Genomic DNA, 2149 nt, shown 5'->3' on the forward strand with positions numbered 1-2149 from the left:
TAATGCCAGGTGAGAACGTAACCATTACTGTAGAACTGATTGCGCCTATCGCTATGGAAGAAGGTCTGCGCTTTGCGATTCGCGAAGGTGGTCGTACCGTAGGTGCGGGTGTGGTTTCTTCTGTAATCGCTTAAGTTTACAGGCCAATAGCTCAATTGGTAGAGTATCGGTCTCCAAAACCGAGGGTTGGGGGTTCGAGACCCTCTTGGCCTGCCAAATAAAAAATTAACCGGCCTTGTGCCGGTTAATTTTTTTGTACTTAAGTTTTAAGATTATTTGGAATTAATTAATGGATCAATGCCACTATCTAAAATAAAGGCGGGTGGGGTATTGATAAGTGAGTAAAGATGACAGAACATCCGTCTGGACGCAAAGAAGACCATCAGAAAAAGGAAGTTGTGGTAAGTAATAAGCCAGCTCCTGAAAAGAAAGAAGGTCTGTTTGCATATTTTAAGAGCTCTTGGACTGAGTTTAAGAAGGTAGTTTGGCCGAGTCGTGATGAAGCGGTCAAAATGACTGTATTCGTGATTATCTTCGTTGCAGTTTTAGCAGCCTTCATTTATACGGCAGATACAATTATTTCATGGTTGTTTTTTGATGTTTTATTAAATAGGAAAGGGTAAAGATGTCAAAGCGTTGGTATGTGGTACAGGCCTATTCCGGTTTCGAGAAAAATGTTCAAAAAACATTGAAAGAGCGTATTGCTCGTGAAAACATGGAAGAATATTTCGGCCAGATTCTCGTTCCTGTGGAGGAAGTAGTAGATATCAAGAATGGCCGAAAAACCATCAGTGAGCGTAAATTCTATCCAGGCTATGTATTGGTTGAAATGGAAATGACTGATGATTCATGGCACTTGGTTAAGAGTACCCCTCGAGTAAATGGTTTTGTAGGCGGTAGTGGAAATCGCCCGATCCCAATTTCTCAAAAAGATGCAGATGCTATTTTGCAACAAGCTAAAACAGGTGTTGAGAAGCCAAAACCAAAAGTTGAGTTTGAAGTTGGTCAGCAAGTTCGAGTAAACGAAGGCCCATTTGCTGATTTTAACGGTATTGTTGATGAAGTTAACTACGAACGTAATAGACTGCGTGTTTCAGTTCAGATTTTTGGTCGTGAAACACCGGTTGAATTAGAGTTCGGTCAGGTTGAAAAGATTTAAGTGGTTTAATTCGCTTGAAAATTTTTTTTTAAGCGGATATAATCGCAAATTCTGTTTGGGAAGCGGAATGGTTCCGCGTTATACCCGTTTTTAGGAGTTCTTAAGTGGCAAAGAAAATTATCGGCTACATCAAACTGCAAATTCCTGCAGGTAAAGCCAATCCATCTCCCCCAGTTGGTCCTGCTTTGGGTCAACGTGGTTTGAATATCATGGAATTCTGTAAAGCATTTAATGCTGCAACCCAAGGTATGGAACCTGGTTTGCCAATTCCAGTCGTTATTACTGCATTTGCGGATAAATCATTCACTTTTGTGATGAAAACCCCTCCAGCTTCTATCTTGTTGAAAAAAGCTGCTGGTCTGCAAAAAGGTAGTTCTAATCCTCTGACTAATAAAGTGGGTAAATTGACCCGCGCCCAGTTGGAAGAAATTGCTAAAACTAAAGAGCCTGATTTGACTGCTGCTGACTTGGATGCGGCTGTTCGCACTATTGCCGGCTCTGCTCGCTCAATGGGCTTGGACGTGGAGGGTGTTGTATAATGGCTAAAGTATCTAAACGCTTGAAAGCTCTGCGCTCTTCTGTTGAAGCTAACAAACTGTACGCAATCGACGAAGCAATTGCTTTGGTTAAAAAAGCTGCTACTGCTAAATTTGACGAGTCTGTTGACGTATCTTTCAACCTGGGTGTTGATCCTCGTAAATCTGACCAAGTTATTCGTGGTTCAGTCGTTCTGCCTAAAGGTACCGGTAAAACAACTCGCGTAGCTGTGTTTACTCAAGGTGCAAATGCAGATGCTGCTAAAGAAGCTGGCGCAGATATTGTCGGCTTTGAAGATCTGGCTGCTGAAATTAAAGCTGGTAACTTGAACTTTGACGTTGTTATTGCTTCTCCTGATGCAATGCGTATCGTTGGTCAATTGGGTACCATCTTGGGTCCTCGTGGTCTGATGCCAAACCCTAAAGTAGGTACTGTTACTCCTAACGTTGCTGA

The 2149-nt window shown here is 42.1% G+C and carries 4 protein-coding genes, 1 tRNA gene and 1 pseudogene; all 6 read left to right on the plus strand.

The window, feature by feature from the left end; translation table 11 throughout:
* Positions 1 to 134: pseudogene (locus ACTHUM_RS11990) on the plus strand (hypothetical protein); the annotation flags it as partial.
* A 6-nt stretch (positions 135 to 140) separates the two neighbouring features.
* Positions 141 to 216 (plus strand) — tRNA-Trp (locus tag ACTHUM_RS11995).
* 131 nt (positions 217 to 347) lie between these two features.
* Positions 348 to 623, plus strand: coding sequence for a preprotein translocase subunit SecE (gene secE / locus ACTHUM_RS12000; protein ID WP_004521090.1), 276 nt, complete (start codon positions 348 to 350; stop codon positions 621 to 623).
* 2 nt (positions 624 to 625) lie between these two features.
* Positions 626 to 1159, plus strand: coding sequence for a transcription termination/antitermination protein NusG (nusG, locus tag ACTHUM_RS12005; protein ID WP_003680697.1), 534 nt, complete (start codon positions 626 to 628; stop codon positions 1157 to 1159).
* Positions 1160 to 1263: 104 nt separating this feature from the next.
* Positions 1264 to 1698 carry a 50S ribosomal protein L11 gene (rplK, locus tag ACTHUM_RS12010; protein ID WP_002220151.1) on the plus strand — a complete coding sequence of 145 codons (435 nt, stop codon included), beginning with the start codon at positions 1264 to 1266 and terminating at the stop codon, positions 1696 to 1698.
* A partial coding sequence (rplA, locus tag ACTHUM_RS12015) for a 50S ribosomal protein L1 (RefSeq protein WP_440402964.1) occupies positions 1698 to 2149 on the plus strand: 452 nt, incomplete at its 3' end. The genes rplK and rplA, both read left to right, overlap by 1 nt.

It is taken from the genome of Neisseria sp. P0021.S006 (genome assembly GCF_051956895.1).